The organism is Chitinophagales bacterium (assembly GCA_020635995.1).
Lineage (GTDB): Bacteria > Bacteroidota > Bacteroidia > Chitinophagales > UBA8649 > JAFMKE01.
In genome coordinates, this window is the sequence record JACJYS010000004.1 from 281175 (window position 1) to 302451 (window position 21277).

The window sequence follows — 21277 nt, forward strand, 5'->3', positions numbered from 1 at the left end:
AATCTTATGTCTTGTGTCTTAAATCTTACGTCTTATTTCTTACATCTAAAATCTATAAGTAACACTGGCAAAATAGTTTATACCATTGCCATAAAAGTACTTATTTTGAAATTTATTTATATCTTTATTTTCAAAGTCAAATCGGTTATTTTCAAAACCTATTGCAATGAAGTTTTTATTGTTTGTTAAATTACTTACCCCCAAATTAAATGCCAAAGCATGACTTTTTTTCATTTTATCAAAAGTTTCGTTTAAATACCAAGTATATCCTGTAAACAAATCTAAGGAAAATTGATTGTCATACATTTCTTGATCTAAAATAGCATCTCTTTGCTCTCCTTCAGGTACTAAATCTAAGCCTAAAGCTGTTCTTCTAACAGGGTTTATGTCTATCCAGTTTCTGGCGGTATAATTAGCATTAATGTTTAAGAAAAATCCTGCATGACTAATGCCTATTCCGCCCGTAGCTGCAAATTCCGGTGTGTTAGCCACATGATAGTTCTTCCAATAAACGGTTTCATTGCTAATAACTTCCGAATTATTATCAATAGTAACCATGGCATTAGGACGAGAAATATAGGTGTATTTTCCTAAGTTAGTTGCGGCAAAAACATTTAACCATTTCAAAACTTTTACTTTAAATGCCAGCTCTAAACCCATGTGCTGTCTGTCTATTCCGGTAAGAGAATAGTTTACAAAGGTTCTATATTGGTCGTGGTAAAAAGAGTTTAACTCTGTTAAGTTTCTTAACTGCAAATAATATCCCATAAAGTTTAAATACACTCTATCGGAACGCAAAACATAGCCAGCTTCTCCACCAAAATGTATTTCGCTTTTTAAATCATTTACTACTTGGTTTCTTGTACGGTTAGATACAAAAGCATTAGCAAATAAAGGTGCTTTAGTTTCGTATATACCATTAGCTACTATAAAGTTTCTTCCGTTTATTTTTATGGTAGCTCCGGCTTTAACACCGTAGTTTAAAAAGTTTTGCACTTCACTTTTTCCATAAGAATCATCTAAAAACAATCCGTTTCTGTTATTTCCTTTTCTATAAAAAGAAGTAAAAGATACTTTTGGTTGAACAAAGAAATCTATTTTTCTAAAATTAAAATCTAATGTTGCCCATAAGTCTGCAAATTGCGTAGAAGCATTATAGTCATAACCATATTTATCGCCTTCATAAACTATTCTGTTAGGATTATCTACATCGTGCTGGCGTATGGTGTCTAAACCGGAAATCACTTGGTCTGGTGTGGCACGCTCTGCAAATTGATTGTAGTTAATATGAAAATCTGCACCTAATAAATCTTTAGCTACTTGATAAAAATGTTTGTTCTGATTAATATAATCAACTCCAATGCTCAAATCTATTTTTCGGCTAAGTACAATATTTGCAGTAGATGAAAAATTAAATTTCTTTTCATCTTCTCTCCTTTCTACTACTAAATATTTAGCCCTATTTCCCGTTATATCTTTTATCTCGCCATCTACATTCATATTGTGGTAAGTAGTGCTATTTAATGGGTTCATATTGGCTTCATATAAGTTGTACCAATTTAATTGCAGTAAATCAGGATTATTTCTAAACTCTTCTGTAAGCGTTTGATACAAAGCTGTATCTCCATTAGATAAAGCATAAGAAGGCAAGTATCTATAATAATCTGGACGTGGGTCAGCAGCATCGTACCAATCTAAGTCAGTTTCGCCATAGCGACCTATAACAGCCGCTGCACTTGTAGTCCATTTTAACTTGTTATTTTTGCTATTATACTCATACGTCAATGCTCCCATAGGCAAATGCTGATGCACCATTCTTCTGTTTCTTTGCACACCGTCATACTCACCCCAGTTTGGGTTGGCTAAATTACTTCCAGCTAAATCGTAATATTCTTTTGTGGCAGGTCTTAATTTTCCTCTTTTTAAATTAGAACCCAAAACTGTTAGCGTTAATGAATGCTTTAAGCCAAATCTTTTTTCTACAGCTCCATAGTATGAATAAGCATCATAAGGTGTTCCTTCTATAAATCCACTTTCAGCATATCTTTTTGAAGCAGCTAAAGAAACTGCCCATCCTTTACCAAAAAAGCCACTATTATATGAAGCCATTAAACGGTGGTTGTAGTTTCTGTTTGAATTAGCATAGCTAATATTAAAACCATCGTACTGCGTATGTGGGCGTGGGTCTATATATTGCGAAGTTCCTACACCTGTATATCCAAAAGTAGAAGGATACAATCCATTAGTATTATACCCTTTATTGTTGATTACTAAATTTAATCCACCCCAAATATTATAATTAATTAAACCGTTTTCTAAATCTTTGGCAGGCATTCCTAAAAACCAAACATCGTTATATTCTCTGTTAATACCTCTACGGCTAAAAAAAGATTCGCCTCCCATATTCCATTGAGCTTGGTTGGCATAAATATCTCTAAAATCAAGTAATAAACTTCTTGAATAATTTTTGTTCTTTTTGCTAAAATCATTCAGCTCATCTTCCGACATAGTTGGCACTTCATCTGTTTGAGCAAACGACCACGCAAAAGAGAAAAGTATGATGATTAAAGGTAAAAATCGTAACTTCATAAACGCACTTAGCTTTAATAATTTTACAAAGGTATAATTTCATTTGATAACTTGCTATTATTAAATTATTATGAAGTTAATAACTAAGGCTTTCAAAGAACAAAGTTGTTATTAACTTTGTAGTTCTTTATTAAAGTAATGTTTTTATGAAAAAAATCTTCCTAATTTTCTTTATTGCTTTATTTTCAAGTGTTTTAGCTCAAGAGAATAAATATGAAGTGGCTGTTGTAGGCTTTTATAATCTTGAAAACCTATTTGATACGGATAGCTCTATGCAAGTAACAAATGTGGATAAAATTAAAGCTGGCGATGCTGATTATGCTCATGAGTTAGTCTATAACAGTAGCGAATACTATGGGAGCAACTGGAAAAAACAGTTTGAAAATCTAAAAATTTCAAAGAGTAAATTAGATTTTGAAAAATTTCCATTATACCCTACCAAAGGTTTGAGTTTTGAAAAACCAAACAGAAAAGATTACAACAAATACAACAATACCGATTTTGATAAAAAAGAGTTTAAAAATGAAATAAATTCAAACGATAGACTTTTTAGTAAAAAAGAATATAAGGAACTTGTAAAAAATAATGAAAACATCACTTTGGCAGGTAATGCAATGATGTGGAAAATAAATGATACCGAAAACACCCCCAAAGGAGGAAGACAATATACTGAAAAGCTTTATGAAGACAAGTTAAGCAAACTGGCATCTGTAATAAGTACTTTGGGCAAAGATTACTCAAAAGACGGAGTGGCTTTATTGGGCTTGGCAGAAATAGAAAACCACAAAGTTTTAGAGGATTTAACCAAAACTGGCGAACTTAAAAAGTTAGGCTTAGATATTGAGCAATACGATTGCATGTACTCGCGTGGTGTAGATGTGGCTTTGCTATATCAGCCTAAATATTTTAAAGTTGTAAAAAGCCATACTATTATTTTGCCTTATTATAATGATAAGAAAAAACAACAAGACAGATATTTTACAAGAGATATACTTTGGGTAGAAGGAAAACTACTTGGCGAAACGGTTCATGTTTTTGTAAACCACTGGCCTTCTCGTAGAGGTGGCGAAACTAAGAGTAGCTACGGGCGTGAGTTAGGTGCACAAACCGTAAAAAATATTGCAGATTCATTAATGGCGATAGACCCTAATACTCAAATTATAGTAATGGGCGATTTAAACGATGACCCTACAAATAAAAGTGTAAAAACAGTATTGGGAGCAGCTAAAAACAAAGATGATGTAGAAAATGGCGGTTTTTATAATCCTTTGTTTAAAGACTACAAAAAAGGATATGCTTCATTGGGATATAGAGGTAGCTGGAATTTATTTGACCAAGTTATACTATCCTCTTCATTTGTAAATAATGATGAAACATGGAGTTTGCAAGATGCAGAAATTGCATACAATCAAGATTGGATAAACAGATTTGGCGGATATGAAGGTGGCCCTAATCGTTCTTTTGGAGGCAATTATTATCAAGGTGGCTATAGCGACCATTTACCTTCTGTAGTTTACTTAAAAAGAAAAGCTGTAGAAGATAAAGACAAAGACGGCATAGCCGATAAAGATGATGAATGTCCGGATGTAGCCGGATTAAAAGCATTTAATGGTTGCCCAGATACAGATGGTGATGGCGTACCGGATAAAGATGATAAATGCCCTGAAGTAAAAGGCTTAGAAAGTTTAAAAGGATGTCCGGATAGCGATGGAGACGGAATAGCAGACAGCAAAGACAAATGCCCTAATGAAGCTGGGCCGGCAGATAATAGCGGATGCCCTTATGCAGATACTGACGGAGATGGCGTTTTAGACAAAGACGATAAATGCCCTGAAACTAAAGGCGATAAACGTAATAATGGCTGTCCTAAAGATGAAAATACCGTTGGAAATGAAACCATCAATCAATTAAATAACTTAATTGTTTATTTTGATGTTGACAAAGCAAGGGTTAAAAACAAATACAATGATGATTTAACAAAATTGGCAGATTTCTTAAAACAAAATACCAATTATAATGTAGAAGTTTTAGGTCATACCGATAATTCATATACTGACAGCTACAATGATAATTTAGCAAAAAATAGAGCTAATAGTGTAAAGAATACTTTAATTAGTAAAGGTGTAAATGAAGCACAAATTAAAGTAAGCTATTTTGGAGAAACACAGCCTGTAGCCACTAATGACACACCAGAAGGCAGACAACAAAACAGACGTGTTGAGTTTAAAATAACTTCAAAATAACATTATCTAAATTTTGCAAAGTCAATTAAAAATAGAAGCTATACTTTTTGCAACAGAAAATCCTGTTAGCATAGCTGATTTGGTGGCTCTTTTTCAAGAAAATGAAGAAGAAATAACCGAAGGCGAAGTAAAAGCATATCTTGACACAATAAAAGAAAAGTATAGCACAGAAAATTATGCTTTTGAATTGGTGCGTTCGGGAGGCGGATTTCAGTTTTTGAGCAAAGCAATATATCATGAGTGGATTTCTAAGTTTTTGCACCAAAATGCTAATAAAAAACTGTCAAGTGCAGCAATGGAAACCTTAAGTATAATAGCTTACAAACAGCCTGTTACAAAACTTGAAATAGAACAAATACGCGGTGTTAATGCCGATTATACGGTGCACAAATTATTAGAAAAAGAGCTTATTTCTATAGTGGGTAAAGCCGATATGCCCGGCAAACCCATTTTATACGGAGTTAGTCAATATTTTTTAGATTATTTTGGTATCAACTCTACCGATGAACTACCACAAATAAAAGACGTAGTTCCCCAAGAAGAAAACACCTTAGGCGAACAAGAGTAGGAGTAATAATATAGAACATTTTTTTTATCAACCATCCTAAAACAACCGGTTCCGTTCTCCGTCTGTGGCGGATTCATTGTTCGTCCTTCGGACTCAACGAAAACTTAGTTGTTAGGCACTAACGTTTTTATTTTCAATGTTTAAATTCTCTGCTAATGTAATTAATTCATCAAGTATTTCGTCAAATTTTGATTTATCATATCCACTGTTTAGTTTGTCAGAAATAGATTTTGAAAATACATTTATCAAGTCTGTTTGTTCTCGTTTCATAAACTTAAAAAACGTAAGTAGTTGTAATTTCACGCCTAATTGTCGCAAGCAATCTTTTACAATAGTGTTATCTGTTTGGTTGTTGCAGTTTGAAAGTCCAGAATGAATTGAATGAAGTGTTTTTATTACCGCTTCAATAGGATTGCTGATATATTGAAGTGTATTTGTGTCAATGTCTTTCAGATTTCCTATTGCTGACATTGCTGTTAAAACATTTTCTCCTGTTTTTCGCATTTTTTTCAAAAACGGCAATCTGTTTGTTATAGTTGATACATTATCAGCACATTAGGTTGTTTTTAATTTTAATTTTGGGTGTCCCAGGGTGTTTATTTTTACTTTTGTTGAATGTTTGTACGGCAAAAGAAAAATAAAAGTGGTGTAATTAGTATCCAAGTTATTGATAAGAGTTCCGGGAAATACAAAGTCCTAAAAACGATAGGAAGTAGTTCTATTCCTTCTGAAATCAAGACCTTGCTTGAGAAGGGAAAAGATTATATAAATAAGCGCATTGGTTATAGAGAATTAGATTTTAGCAATACAGACGAAATTATCCTATCTGTTTTAAACAATATCACCTCCCACAAATTAGCTGGAATTGAATTGATCTTGGGTTAAATTTTTGATGAAATAGGTTTTAATCAAATCAAGGATGAGCTATTCAGAGATTTGGTTTTATATCGGTTGGTCTATCCAAGGAGCAAGCTCAAAACGACCCAATATTTGTATCGTTATGCAGGGAAAACATACAGTGAAGATGAAGTTTACCGCTATTTGGACAAGCTCTACAACTCCCATAAAGAACAGGTTCAGCAAATCAGTTTTTGCCACACACAAATGGTTTTGGATGGAAAGATTAGTATCGTTTTCTATGATGTGACTACAGTGTATTTTGAGATTGACGATGAAGACACATTGCGTAAGACTGGTTTTTCTAAAGAGGGGAAACACCAAAACCCACAGATTGTTTTGGGTTTGTTAGTAAGCAAAGGAGGTTATCCTTTAGCTTACGACATCTTTGAGGGTAATCAATTTGAAGGCGAAACTATGCTACCTATTATTGACTCGTTCAAGAGAAAATACGGATTGAAACAGCTTATTATCGTTGCCGATTCCGGACTGCTTTCCAATAAGAATATAGAAAAACTCCAAAAAAATAATTACGAATTTATCTTGGGAGCAAGAATCAAAAATGAAACACTTGCTGTCAAAAAGGAAATTCTTTCCTTATCGCTGAAGAATGGTGAAAGCAAAATTATAGATAAAGGCAAATTAAAGCTGATTATCTCTTACTCTGACAACAGAGCCAAGAAAGACCAATACAACAGGGAAAGAGGATTGGCAAAGCTTGAAAAACGGATTAAGTCGGGAAAACTGACGAAAGCTAATATCAACAACAGAGGCTACAACAAATACCTGAAATTGGACGGAGAAGTGAGTGTTACTATCGACAAAGAAAAATTTTTGGCTGATACAAAATGGGACGGGCTAAAAGGTTACATTACCAACGCAAAACTCAGCAAAGATGAAATTTTAGAAAACTATGCTCATTTATGGCAGATAGAAAAGGCGTTTAGAATAGCCAAAACAGACTTAAAAATCAGACCTATTTATCATCGAAAACAGCAACGCATTGAAGCGCACATTTGTCTAAACTTTGTTGCCTACAAAGTTTACAAAGAGTTAGAACGCCAACTAAAAGAAAAGGAGTCCGATTTATCTGTAGAAAAAGTAATAGACATACTACAAAGTATCTATCAGATTGAAATCAAAAATCCAGTAAATGATGAAACTTTACAAAAAACTATTTTACTTACAGACGAACACAAATATCTTCAAAAATTATTTGACTTTTAATTTTGGGTGTCCCAGAGCGGAAAACAGGAAAAAACGTAAGTAGTTGTAATTTCACGCCTAATTGTCGCAAGCAATCTTTTACAATAGTGTTATCTGTTTGGTTGTTGCAGTTTGAAAGTCCAGAATGAATTGAATGAAGTGTTTTTATTACCGCTTCAATAGGATTGCTGATATATTGAAGTGTATTTGTGTCAATGTCTTTCAGATTTCCTATTGCTGACATTGCTGTTAAAACATTTTCAGTGTCTTTCGATTTGTTTAAAGCACTTTCTGCTTTTTCAGAGGCTTCGGTTGCATTTTTTTTAGCTTCATCTGTTTTTTGTACAATGTCGTCTATTTTGGTTTCAGCATCATTTACTTTTGTTTCAATTCCTTCAATCTTGTCAATTTTACTTTGAGATGCATCTATTTTTTCAATTGCCTCAATAGATTTAGTTTCTGCTTCATTTGATTTTTCAATTGCTCTTTCTGCACTTTTTGCAGTATCAATATTGATAATTATAGGGATAAAAATTCCTAAAAATCCAATTACACCAATCCAAATTGTAACCCACATATTAAGTCGGTCAATATCTTTTCCGATTTCTTCTTTTGTTCTGTCAACTTCTAAATCTACTTGTTTCGCAAGAAACTCAATATGATTTTTCAGTTCATTTAATTGTGTTTCTGTTAAAAGATAATTTCCTTGCTTGTCCGCTTTCGGAAAAACAAAAAATGGTTTTAGGTCAATATCTTTAAATTGTGTTTTATCGTCAGCCAAATATTTTGTAGTAAGTATTTTTGCTACTTGTGTGGTAAGTTCTTTGTCTAATTCTTTTTTTGCAGAACTGTCCGCATTGATAAATACAATTTTAGGCATGAGTAAATCTTTCTTTGCTTGTTCTTCAATTACATTTGAAATAATTTCGGAAACTTCTTTCTTTTGATTATCCTCTAATGCACTTATTTTCCATTGCCAAATAACAAGTCCAAGTATTACAAAAACAACCATTGGTGGTATGGTTATTTTTAAAAGGTGAATATATGCTTTATCATTTATATTCATACTTTTTCTAATATGCTATTCATAATTGTTGTAGGAAAATAATCAGGGAATTTATAAATGAGATTTTTGTAATCCCCTTCATCGTCTGCTTCTGTATATGGGAACAATTTTGCAAATCCAATATCGCTTCCTTCAATTTCTTTTACAACTTTGATAGCACTCTCAAAAATTAGTTGGTCGTGGGTCAATACCGTCCCAAACGATTAAAAAAAAGAGGATAAGTTTTGTAACTCTAATTACCATAGAGGTTGTAGAACAAATCAAATCCTCTTATGACAAATGTAACATTATTTTCTCAGATTATTTCGCTTATTGACCGTTCATCTTTCAACAAATTGGTTAAAAAGCACAATAGTGATAAACACCAAAAAGGCTATGACAGTTGGACACATTTAGTAGCTATGTTATTTTGCCAGTTTGCTAATAGTCAGTCTGTGCGAGACATCAGCAATGGCTTGCGTTCTGCCACAGGCAACCTCAATCATTTTGGCGTATTATCAGCACCTTCAAAATCCAGCGTAAGCTATCAAAACAAAAACAGGGATTGGGAGTTGTTTAGGGATTTCTATTATTTATTGTTAGAGCGTTTAGGACAGCAAGCAGGATTTAAACAGACAAAATTCAAAATAAAGAGCAAAATATTCCTTTTGGACAGCACAACGATAAGCCTATGTCTTTCGGTCTTTGATTGGGCTAAATACAAGACTGCCAAAGGAGCTATAAAGATGCATACATTACTGGATTACGATGGTAATCTACCAACTTATGTCAACATTACCGATGGTAAAACTGCGGACAATAAAGGAGCTTACGATATTCAACTGACCAAACAAAGTGTTATCGTTGCCGATAGGTTTTACAATGATTTTCATTTGCTTAATGTTTGGGACAGCAACTCGGTTTTCTTTGTAGTTAGGCACAAAGAAAACCTACAATTCAGTACGGTAAAGGAATTGGAATTACCTGAGAATAGACATCAGCATTTGCTCAAAGATGAAATCATTAGCCTTTCAAAACAAACTTCTCGTGAAAAGTACAAAGGTAAACTCAGAAGGGTTTCTGTTTGGAGTGAAGAACATCAATGTGTCATTGAACTCATTACCAACAATTTGAAATGGTGTGCAAATACCATTAGCGAACTCTACAAAAGCAGGTGGCAGGTAGAAATATTTTTTAGAGAAATCAAACAGCTTTTACACATCAAATCCTTTATTGGTACAAGCCCCAATGCTGTTTGGATACAGATATGGACAGCTCTCATTACTATTTTATTGCTAAAAGTGCTTAAGACAATGGCAAAATACAATTGGTATCTGTCCAACCTAATGGCTTTTATTAGGCTTAACTTATTTGTAAAAATCAACCTCAGGCATTGGCTGGACAAACCCTTTGAACCCCCTCCAAAACCAATACAAAAAAATATACAAGGGGTCCTGTTTCATTTTTAGCAAAAACAAGGGTTGAAACCATTGATGCTATGGAAACATTTTATTATCTAAAAAACGTTTAGGACACTATTGGTTTATTAACTAAAACGGTCAACACTATTTAGGGACGGGCAAAGACCACAAACTTACTTAAACGTCCCAAGATGCTATCTTAAAGCATAAATCATTGATGTTGGTGTAATACGGATAGTCATAGATGTTTTCTTATATATCCCTATAAAACGCATTAAAAATTACGCTCGTAAAAACGGTAATTCTGTTGACTTTAACACAATGTTTAATAACCGATTAGGAATATATAATAGTCCAATCTCGGCTACGCCTTATTGTACTAAATATATTGCTCTATCGGCATTTACCATTGTAAAACACAAAATAGATTAGACTATTTTGTGTTGACAATTGGTATAAATTCCTTATCCCATTCTTACCATTCAAGGTTTTCTTACCTTGAATAGTTAATATTTTGTGTTTTAAACGCTTTTGGAAATTCTTCGTTGTTCGTTCCTCACTTCTCAGAAAGACAAACACCATAAAACATTCGTGCCACGACTCCAAGTCGTGGCACTAATATATTTTAACAAAGTGGAGAGAAATACCTCTACCGCTACCCTATTATATCATTCAAAGTTTTAGACGGACGCATAACAGCTGTAACTTTATCTGTATTAGGAAAATAATATCCTCCTAAATCAACAGCGTGTCCTTGTACTTTTGCTAATTCTTCTACTATTTGATCTTCATTGTCAAATAATTGCTGTGCTACTGGTGCAAAAGCTTTTTTCAAATCAGCATCTTCATTTTGAGTAGCTAAAGCCTGTGCCCAATACATGGCTAAATAAAAATGACTTCCTCTGTTATCTAATTCGTTTACTTTTCTTGAAGGAGATTTGCCATTGGTCAATACTTTTTCTGTAGCTTTATCTAATGCTTTAGCTAAAACAGAGGCTTTGTTATTTCCATACAACAGAGCTAAATGTTCTAAAGATTCAGCCAAAGCTAAAAATTCTCCTAAAGAATCCCATCTTAAATGGTTTTCGCTTTCCAGCTGCTGTACGTGCTTAGGTGCCGAACCGCCCGCACCTGTTTCAAACAAACCACCACCATTCATTAAGGGCACTATTGAAAGCATTTTGGCACTTGTTCCTAATTCAAGAATTGGGAATAAATCGGTATTGAAATCTCTTAGCACATTTCCTGTAACGGAAATAGTATCTAATCCGTCTTTTAATCTTTCCAGTGTATATTTAACGGCTTCTTCTTGAGATTTAATGTAAATTTCTGCACCCGTTTGATCTATATCTTTTAAATAAGTGTTTACTTTTTTAATTAGCTCCGCATCATGAGGTCGGTCTTCGCTTAACCAAAATACAGCAGGTGTTTCACTTAGCTTAGAACGTTTTACGGCAAGTTTTACCCAATCTTGTACCGGAGCATCTTTGGTTTGGCACATACGCCATATATCGCCTTTTTCTACATCATTGCTCAATAAAACTTTTCCATTTCCGTCCAATACTTGTACTGTTCCTTCTTCTTGTATTTCAAAGGTTTTATCGTGCGAACCATATTCTTCTGCTTTTTGAGCCATTAAACCCACATTAGGAACCGTTCCCATAGTGCGTGGGTCAAAAGCACCGTGCTTTTTACAAAAATCTATAGTTTCTGAATATAAAGGAGCATAACTACTATCCGGAATTACTGCTTTAGTATCTTGTTGTTGTCCTTTTTCGTTCCACATTTGCCCGGAGTTTCTAATCATAGCAGCCATAGAAGCGTCTATAATTATATCGCTAGGTACATGCAGGTTGGTTATTCCTTTGTCAGAATCTACCATAGCTATTTGCGGACGCTCGGCATATATTTTTTCTATCTCTTTATTTAAACGATCTTTTTCTGCTTGTGGCAATTCTTGCATTTTGCTAACAAAATCGCCAAAACCATTATTTACATCTACGCCCAATTTATCCATTAAATCTCCATTTTTTTCAAATAAATCTTTAAAGAAAACTTTAACGGCATAGCCAAAAATAATAGGGTCAGACACTTTCATCATTGTAGCTTTCATGTGCAATGAAAATAACACACCTTGCTTTTTAGCATCGGCTACTTGCTCAGTTAAAAACTTTTTTAAAGCTTTTACACTCATGTAAGAAATATCTATAACTTCATCTTTAAGCAAAGGCAAACTTTCTTTTAATACAACAGTATTTCCACTTTTAGTTTTCAATACAATTTTAGCATTTGTAGCTTCGCTAAGTGTTTTAGATTGCTCATTATGTCTAAAATCTCCACTGCTCATAGTAGATACATGCGTTTTAGAGTCTTTGCTCCACGCTCCCATTTTATGTGGGTTATTCTTGGCATACAATTTTACGGGTTTTGGAGCTCTACGGTCAGAGTTTCCTTCTCTCAACACAGGATTAACAGCACTACCTTTTACTTTGTTATAGCGTGCTAATATATCTTTTTCTTTAGCATCTTTTGGTTCTTCTATATAATTAGGTATAGCATATCCATTAGCTTGTAGTTCTTTAATGGCAGCTTTAAGTTGAGGCACAGAAGCACTAATGTTAGGCAATTTAATAACATTAGCTTCTTCTTTTTTTACCAATTCGCCTAAATAGGCTAAACCGTCCGGTGATTTTTGTTCATCTGTTAAATAGTCTTGAAAAGCGTCTAAAATTCTTCCTGCTAAAGAAATATCGGAAGTTTCTACATTAACTCCTGCTGCTTTAGCAAATTTTTGAATAATAGGAAGAAAAGAAAATGTAGCCAAATAAGGGGCTTCATCTGTAATGGTATATATAATTTTCTCTTTGTCTGACATGTGTATATTTTAGTTTGGTTAACAAATGAGGTGCAAAGGTATGGAATTATACAATTATTATAAATGAAGATTCATTAAAACTGCTTAAAATTTTATTAAAAAATAAGATTTAGCTATATTTACTTAATGAAAAAAATTTTATTTACTACTGCTTTAATATTTTCGCTATTAACGGTTAGTGCTCAACGTTTTTTTGTTAATGAGGATAACACACTTACCGTATGCGATACTAGTTATACACCTGGAGGCATTAGTGCCGATTCTGTATTGATTTGCCAAAATCCTCAAGAAGGAACAGCTACCATCTCTGGCAACTGTGTTAATTACACACCAAACCCTAACTACTTTGGTTATGATTCTATGTGTGTTAGTGTTTGTATGGCTGGTGTTTGTGTAGATACTATGGTAAACATTACTATTAACCCGGTAGGAGAAAATCATATTTTTTCTATACCGGAAGATGCTTCATATTTTGCTTGTGAAGCAGTTTTAGCTGGTGGTAGTGATGTCATATTTACTATAAGTTCTGCACCTACTTATGGCGTAGCAGGCACTAATCCTGCATGTGTTACCTATAATGCCGGTGGCACAAACTACGTTGGTTATGACACTGTAGGTATTATAATGTGTGTAGATACGCTATGCGATACTTCTAATATTGTTTTCAATATGACACCTGTTACAGAAACTATAAATGTAGTAGATAGTGGCAATGGTGTTTCTATTTGTTATTCAGATTTAATGACCACACTTGATAGCTTTAGTACTATTTCTATAACTACGCAACCAAATCCTGGGACTGCAAGTGTAAATGGAAATACCAACTGTGTAGATTATGTGCCAGATCCGGCAGTAGTAGCTACAGGAAATGGAGGGACAGACCAGCTAAGCATACAAGTTTGCAACCCCAATGGTATTTGCGATATAACCAACGTAAATATTAACATATTAGGTTTTACGGTTTTTAATAATACTAATGCTGCTCAATTAGCTCAATCTTTAGCAGGAAGTGGGGTAACCATTACAAACCCTGTTTTAAATTGTAATAATGCAGGTTCAGGAAGTTTTATAAATGCTCCTGGGGCATTGGGCATTAAAGATGGTGTAATCTTATCTAGTGGAGAAGCAATAGACGCACAAGGTGTTCCCGGAGATTTTCCTTCTACTAGTTTTGGCGGTGGTGGAGATCCTAATTTAAACGCTTTACTAACATCTATGGGCGAAACATACGACACCTATGATGCCTGTGTTTTAGAATTTGATATTCAAGTATTAGGAGATTCTTTGACTTTCAATTATGCCATGGGCTCTGAAGAATATCCTGAACCGGTAACAAATGCTGATAACTATGTATGTGGAGCTGTAAATGATATTTTTGGATTTTTTATTTCAGGTCCAAATCCGGTAGGTCCAAATTATAGTAGCCAAAATGTAGCATTAATACCCGGATCAACTACACCTGTATCTATTAATACTGTTAATAGTGGTATTTCAACTACTTTCCCAACAGCTAGCACTTGTGTGTTAACAAACACAAATCATTATAATGGAGCAATAAATATGATTAGCTACGATGGAGTAACTAATGCTTTACAAGCTAAGGCTTTAACCGTTCCTTGTCAAACCTATCATTTCAAATTAGCTATAGCAGATGGAGGCGATGAAGTATGGGATTCAGGTGTTTTTTTAGAAGCAGGAAGTTTTCAATCTATTCCTGTAAGTTTGGCTTCGCAAACTAACTTAGGTAATGCCTTCACTAATGCTGTAGAGGGTTGTGTAGAAGGTGAGTTTATTTTTCAACTTACATCTCCTTTGCCTAATGACTATACCATACACTTTGGTGTAGGCGGTACGGCAACAAACGGTGTTGACTACCAACTTGTAGAAGACAGCGTAGTTATTCCTGCCGGAGATACTTCTTTTGTCGTTAATATTAACACTATAGATGACGGAGTAACTGAACCTACTGAAACTATAAAATTATATCTGTTAAATCCTTGCACCAACTTAGCTTATGATAGTGCTGAAATTTTACTTATAGATGCAGTTCCTTTTAGCTTAACAGCTAATATTCCTCCACCTCCAAGAATTTGTTCTGGAGATACGATAGGTGTTATAGCTATAGTAAACGGAGCTAATAGTGGTGCAGCCACTTACCAATGGACACAAGACGGCACTGTATTGAGTCCCAACTCAAGTGCTACAAATGTAATACCTCCAGATAGTAGATGGTATTATGTTGATTATTCTTTAGGTGCTTGTACCCAATCTGATTCTATATTTATTGAAGTAAGTGAGTTTAGCGTTGATATAGATTCTTCTTCTATTTCCTGCCCCGGCACTAATGACGGTAGCCTATGGCTTACTCCTCAAAATAGCATTGGTAATGTAACTTATTCTTGGAATCCTTCGGGAAGTACGGATTCTATTATTAATAATTTAGGCCCTAACACTTATATTTATACCGTTACAGACCAATCGGGTTTACATTGTGGTACTATAACAGACTCCGTTACACTAACAGAGCCAGCCGGTTTATCTATTAATTATGATAGTACTAATATTTCTTGTAAAAATGCCAATGATGGTACTATTACATTAACAAGCCTACAAGCTAATGCCAATTACGAAGTAGCCGTTTATTATGAAGGAACTGTATTGTACCCACTTCAGCCCTACACTTCTAATGGTAGTGGCGAAATTTTATTTAATGGTTTAGCACCAGGACTATACGATTCTATTTATGTACTTTATGTAGCCAGTAGTTGCGATAACTCTATTAGCGTAAATTTAGAAGAACCGGATTCCTTACTTACTAATATAAATTTATCAAACACCATTGCCTGCTATGGACAAACTGCCGATAGTTTATTTACTACCACCACAGGAGGAACACTACCCTACACTTATGCTTGGAGCAATAGTGCTACTACCCCGTCAATTACAAATGTAAGTGTGGGAACTTATTGGGTACAAATTACTGACTTAAACAATTGCCAAACATCAGATACTTTAGTTGTAACTCAACCAGATTCTATTTACTTTACTTTAGCAAGCGATAGTACTACTTGCTTTGGCTACAATGACGGCAAAGCCTATATTGATTCTATAAGTGGCGGATTTTTACCATATACCTATGCTTGGGATGCCACTGCTGCTAATCAAACTACAGACACTGCTTTTAACTTAACCCAAGGCACTTATAGTGTTACTGTTACTGACAATAGCAACTGTAGTTTCACTAAATCTATTACCGTAGAACAAGCTTTAGAAATTCAGCTTTCTGAAACGCATACTAATATTACATGTAATGGCGAAACTACAGGAAATATTGATGTAAGTGTTGTTAACGGTATAATGCCATTTACTTATGCGTGGACAGGACCAAGTGGCTTTACTGCCAATACCGAAGACATAAATAACTTAGGTGCCGGCACATACAGTTTAACATTTACCGATGCTAAAGGATGCCAAGATACTATTTCAGCAACAATAACAGAACCTACAGCTCTTAGCTTAAATGTATCTTCTACAAATATTACTTGCAAAGATTTAGATAATGGAACAGCTACAGTTACAACTACAGGTGGCTCGCCTAATTATACTTACGCTTGGAATGGAGGCACTAATCCTTCTAATAATGCTGTAACGGGCTTAGCTCCAGGAACATACCAAGTGGTAGTAACAGATGCTAATGGATGCCAAGATTCAATTTCAACGCAACCTATTACAGAACCGGATTCTTTATTATTAACTGTAGATAATATAACTAATGTAAGTTGCAATGGTGGCAATGACGGTGCTATAAATGTAAGCACGCAAGGCGGTACACCAAATTACACTTATAGTTGGACTAATAGCGGTGGTTCTAATGAAGATTTAGCTAATGCAGCTGCCGGTACTTATGCCCTAACGGTTACAGATGTAAATAACTGTACTTATACCGTAACAGAAACTGTTACAGAACCTACAGCTATACAAATCAATTTAAGCAAAACTGATATAGATTGTTTTGGTGCAAGTACTGGTGCTATTGATGCTACAGTAAGTGGTGGAACAGTGGCTACATCATACACCTATGCTTGGAGTAGCTCAAATGGTTTTACTGCTAATACAGAAGATATAAACAATGTAGCAACCGGAACATACACATTAACCATTACAGATGATAATAACTGTACGGAAACTGCAACTGTAACATTAAATCAACCGGCTACAGTAGAAATTGCTATTGATATGACTCCTGTAAATTGTTTTGGTGGCAATGATGGCACTTTAACGGCAAGTGTTACCGCAGGAGGAACTGCTCCTTTTGCTTATCAATGGGATGCTAATGCAGGAAATCAAACCGGAGCAACAGCTTCAAATTTAAGTGCAGGAACTTATACTGTAGAGGTTACAGATGCCAATAACTGTACTTATACAGAAAGTGCCACAGTTACACAGCCGTCTGCACCACTATCTTTAACTATAGATTCTACAGATATAAGCTGTGCTGGCTATGATGATGGAACAGCAACGGTGGTAGCTACCGGAGGAACGCCTAACTATACTTACAGTTGGACAAATGCTAATGGGCAAACTTCGGCTACGGTTACTAATTTAGGCTCAGGTGCTGTATCCGTTACTGTTACAGACGCCAATAATTGTACACAAACCATTAGCACTACTATTAATGAACCAACACCATTAGTATTAATTGCTACACCGGACTCGGCAAACTGCTGGGGCGAAAACTCTGGAAGTATAAGCCTAACGGCAAGTGGCGGTACCGGGTTTGGATATTTATACTCTATAAATAATGGCGTAGATTTTCAAAATGATACTGTATTTACAGGGTTAAGTGCCGGAGTATATAATCAAATAGTGGCTCAAGACTTAGGTTCAAGTACAGAGTGTATTTCTCAACCCATACAAACCATAGTTGACCAACCCGATTACTTTACTTTTAATATTAATCCTGCCGATACTACACTTCAATTATCGGAAACAGTTAGTTTAGAATTAGTGATAGATAGTCCTTATACGGTAAATGATATTACGGCTATATCTTGGAATCCAACAGAAGGATTAAACTGTACAGATTGTATAAATCCGGAAGTTTTAAGCTACGAACATTATACGGAGTATGAAGCATTAGTTAGCTATATTGGCGATGATGAGGTATGGTGTACACAAACTTCTACAACAGTTATACAAGTAGAAAATAACTTAAATTTATTTATACCCAATGCTTTTACGCCTTCAAGTTTTGATAATGTAAATAGTACTTTTCAAATTTATGGAGAAGGGATAGAAGCAATGGAAATGAAAGTATTTAACCGCTGGGGAGAAATGATATTTTTCAGTACCAATCAGTTAGAAGGTTGGGACGGAACTTATAAAGGAAAAGACCAAAACCCGGGAGTTTACTCTTACTATGTGTATGTAAAATACCTTGACAATAAAGAAGTAAAACGCAAAGGAAGTATTACTTTGTTAAGATAAAATTTTCGTTTTACACAACAAAAACAAAAAGCTGAACGTATTTATAGTGTTCAGCTTTTGTTTGTTAACTATAAGATAACTTTACGCTAAACTTAATTTTTAGTAACTTTGTAGGTTATTGTTACTTTATAAAAAGGTACTTATGATGAAAAAAATACTTTTCTTATTAATTATTAGTTTTGTTAGTTTAGCTGTTTTTGGACAAAATTTTAATATGTCTAATGCCACAGTAAATGTAGATTGTACAACAGGAGGTACTTTATTTGATAGTGGGGGAAATGGTAGCACATATAGTAATAATGAAAATTTTGTTATAACAATATGTCCAGGCTCTCCAGGTTTTGGAGTATTTACAACAATGGATGTAATGGATATAGCTACTGGAGATCAAATTATGGTATATAATGGTAATTCCACCGCAGCACCTACATACCCTGACATGCCCCTTGATGAAAATACAAATTATGGTAATGGAGCACAATTTCAATCAACCGTAAGCAATACAAGTGGATGTTTAACTTTTGAATTTATTTCTAATGGGGATGGTACAGTTGGAAATTTTGAATTCGGCTTAAGTTGTGAACCAAGATGTCAAGAAGTTATTTCTTATATCGGATTTGCAGATCCTGATACTGTACATGAAAATGGAGAAGTTTATATTAATATCTGTCCTGGAGATACCTTAGATATTTCTGGAAATGCAAATTTCCCTGAGAATAATACTGAATACGCTCAAAGTGAAGCAACCTCAATTTTCTCTTGGAATTGGGGAGATAATACACCTAATGAAACAGGGCAAAATCAAACACATTATTACCCCGCACCTGGAGGATATTTATTAACCTTAAATGTTGAGGATATTAATGGTTGTATTAATTATCAAGACCAAGTTATTAAAGTTAGAGTTGCTCCCGAACCAATTTTTGATACACTAGTACCAGATACAACTCTTTGTCTAAACGGAATTGATACTTTAACCGCTAGACCTTTGGGAGAGCTTCTAGTAACTGGAGATTATATCATTGGAGATACTCAATTTTTTCAGCCACCATTGTTTAGTGGAGACTCAATTTTTTTACCTGACGGTAATGGTGCTGGATATAATACTTCAGTAAACATCTCTAGTTTCCCTTCAAATGCAACTATTCAAAACTGTGGAGACATTCTTGAGGTTTGTATTAATATGGAACATTCCTATTTAGGAGATTTAGAAATCTCGTTAACCTGCCCTAGTGGTCAAACAGCCATATTAAAAGAATATCCTGGCGGTGGTGGGACTTATCTAGGAAATGCCTTAGATGATGGCACTACAAATCCAGGTCAAGGTCTTGAATATTGTTTTAGTCCTGCAGGTACAGGTTTACTAGTAAATGGTCCAACCCAAGCAGGAACTTTATCAGTTGGGCAAACTAAAGTTCCAGGTTTATATGCTCCTGTAGACCCATTTACTACATTTGTAGGATGTCCTATAAATGGACAATGGACCCTTAATATTACAGACAATCTAACCATAGATAATGGATATATCTTCAACTGGCAACTAAACTTTGACCAATGTCAATATCCTCAAATTGATTCATTTTATATGATATATGGATTAGGACATTGGGAACCTCACCAAATGATAACAGGTATTAATGTTGATTCCAATAGTATTATTGTGGAGCCTGATACGCTTGGGGTACATACGCTTACTTATGTTATTGAAGACCAATTTGGCTGTAAATATTCCAATGACTACAACGTACTTGTAGAAGGCTTTGATGTAATTGCAAATCCTCAAGACACCACTATCTGCGAAGGTGAATCAGTACAACTAAATGCTACCGTAGATGGCGAAACCATAACTTGCGAAACTGATTATTTAGTTTATGAAATACCTTACAATAAAGAAGAAGGTACATTAATACCTTTTAATTTTTCTAATGCTAATAATGGAGCTAGCCAAGCTATAACTATGCCGTTCCCATTTAGGTTTTATTGTGCTAATTCAACAAGTGTAAGAGCCTATACTGATGGCTACATATCATTTTTAAACACAGGAGCATCTATACCTAATAATGCTCCGTTTCCTACTGCCGTTATGCCTAATAGTTTAATTGCTTTAATGTGGGACGATTTAGTAGATTCCGCTTCAGCAAGTGGTTACTTCGTTTCGGGTACTGCTCCTTACAGAAAAATGGTTATTGATTTTGACTTAGTTCATAATGGAGGCACTCCCGCTACAGAACCCGTTAAAGGACAAATCATACTGTACGAAACAACCAATATGATTGATATTTTATGTGAAAACTGTCAACAAGATGCTGATGACCCTACCGCCAGCCAAGGAATGGAAAACTTTACCGGTGCTTATGGAAGTTTTACCCCTGGAAGAAATAGTGGTGCTTGGTCGGCTACAAATAGTGCTTGGCGTTATTACCCTCAAAGTAGTTTAAATACTGATTACACCGTATTTTGGACACCTAATGCAACATTAGTGGGAGATTCTACGCAAGCTCCCTTTGCTACTCCTTTAGCTACTACAGATTATATTGTGGATATAAAAAGAAATGATAATAGTTGTAATTATAAAGACACCGTAACAGTTAATGTTATCCCTCATTTTTCATACAATTTTGCCAACGATACATCTATCTGTTCAGGGCAAAGTGTACAACTTAATGTTACAGGCAATGCCACAAATATAGCTTGGACACCAAATGACGGAACTATTAATGATACCACTATTTTTAATCCTACTATTACTCCCGATTCAAGTTCGGCTTACTACGCTTTGCTTGATTCTGCCGGCTACTGCCCTACTTTAGATACGGTAAATATCCTGTTTATAGAACAAGTAATTGTTGATACCACTATAGTAACTAATCCCCCTTGTAATGGAGCTGCTTCTATTGAAATAATATTAGATACTGCCAGTTCTCCTGCTCAATTTTCAATAGATGG

General features: G+C 34.7%; 9 protein-coding genes and 1 pseudogene. 6 read left to right on the forward strand and 4 right to left on the reverse strand.

Annotated elements, in window-relative coordinates; genetic code table 11:
* Positions 1-45 precede the first annotated feature (45 nt).
* Positions 46-2589 carry a hypothetical protein gene (locus tag H6578_08480; protein MCB9227184.1) on the reverse strand — a complete coding sequence of 848 codons (2544 nt, stop codon included), beginning with the start codon at positions 2587-2589 and terminating at the stop codon, positions 46-48.
* Between the two features lie 146 nt (positions 2590-2735).
* Between H6578_08480 and H6578_08485 the strand changes: the two genes are divergently transcribed.
* Both H6578_08485 and scpB read left to right on the forward strand, forming a co-directional pair.
* Complete coding sequence (locus H6578_08485; GenBank protein MCB9227185.1) at positions 2736-4832, forward strand: OmpA family protein; 2097 nt, start codon at positions 2736-2738, stop codon at positions 4830-4832.
* Between the two features lie 40 nt (positions 4833-4872).
* Complete coding sequence (gene scpB, locus H6578_08490) at positions 4873-5400, forward strand: SMC-Scp complex subunit ScpB (GenBank protein ID MCB9227186.1); 528 nt, start codon at positions 4873-4875, stop codon at positions 5398-5400.
* A 111-nt stretch (positions 5401-5511) separates the two neighbouring features.
* On the opposite strand, the gene H6578_08495 is transcribed toward scpB, so the two are convergent.
* Positions 5512-5904 carry a hypothetical protein gene (locus H6578_08495; protein ID MCB9227187.1) on the reverse strand — a complete coding sequence of 131 codons (393 nt, stop codon included), beginning with the start codon at positions 5902-5904 and terminating at the stop codon, positions 5512-5514.
* Between the two features lie 111 nt (positions 5905-6015).
* Here H6578_08495 and H6578_08500 point away from each other — a divergent pair.
* Positions 6016-7524, forward strand: a pseudogene (locus H6578_08500) (IS1634 family transposase).
* Here H6578_08500 and H6578_08505 read toward each other — a convergent pair.
* A complete protein-coding gene (locus H6578_08505) occupies positions 7481-8569 on the reverse strand; it encodes a hypothetical protein (GenBank protein ID MCB9227188.1) in 1089 nt (362 codons plus the stop codon). The pseudogene H6578_08500 and the gene H6578_08505 overlap by 44 nt on opposite strands.
* A 272-nt stretch (positions 8570-8841) precedes the next feature.
* Between H6578_08505 and H6578_08510 the strand changes: the two genes are divergently transcribed.
* Entirely contained in the window at positions 8842-10017 is a 1176-nt protein-coding gene (locus tag H6578_08510) for an IS4 family transposase (GenBank protein ID MCB9227189.1), read from the forward strand.
* A 607-nt stretch (positions 10018-10624) separates the two neighbouring features.
* On the opposite strand, the gene H6578_08515 is transcribed toward H6578_08510, so the two are convergent.
* On the reverse strand, positions 10625-12844 hold the full coding sequence (locus H6578_08515; GenBank protein MCB9227190.1) for an NADP-dependent isocitrate dehydrogenase: 2220 nt from the start codon (positions 12842-12844) through the stop codon (positions 10625-10627).
* Between the two features lie 126 nt (positions 12845-12970).
* On the opposite strand from H6578_08515, the gene H6578_08520 reads away from it, so the two are divergent.
* Both H6578_08520 and H6578_08525 read left to right on the forward strand, forming a co-directional pair.
* Positions 12971-18331: a choice-of-anchor L domain-containing protein gene (locus H6578_08520; GenBank protein ID MCB9227191.1), complete on the forward strand. Its 5361-nt coding sequence runs from the start codon at positions 12971-12973 to the stop codon at positions 18329-18331.
* A 145-nt stretch (positions 18332-18476) separates the two neighbouring features.
* Positions 18477-21277: proprotein convertase P-domain-containing protein (locus H6578_08525; protein ID MCB9227192.1), on the forward strand; the 2801-nt coding region annotated here is incomplete at its 3' end.